Raw genomic sequence first — 232 nt, 5'->3', positions numbered from 1 at the left:
CCATCGACGTCCCGCTGGACGGAATCGACCCCGACGGCGATTCGGTGAGCCTGGTCGGCATCGCCTCGCAGCCGACGCTCGGGCGCATCTCGGCGACGAGCAGCACCTCCTTCACCTACGACGCCTATCCGGGTTCGGCCGGAACCGATTCGTTCACCTACAAAGTCGTCGACACCTATGGCAAGACGGCGACCGGCACCGTCCGCATCGGCGTCGTCAAGCGGCCGGATGC

General features: G+C 66.8%; 1 protein-coding gene. It reads left to right on the top strand.

From position 1 onward, the window contains the following. A partial coding sequence (locus ACR9ZK_RS23690) for an Ig-like domain-containing protein (protein WP_481344354.1) occupies positions 1-232 on the top strand: 232 nt, incomplete at both ends.

The organism is Monashia sp. HAY1-5C (assembly GCF_056755255.1).
Note: the sequence above shows the minus strand (reverse complement) of the source record. Positions and strands in the feature narration are given on the sequence as shown.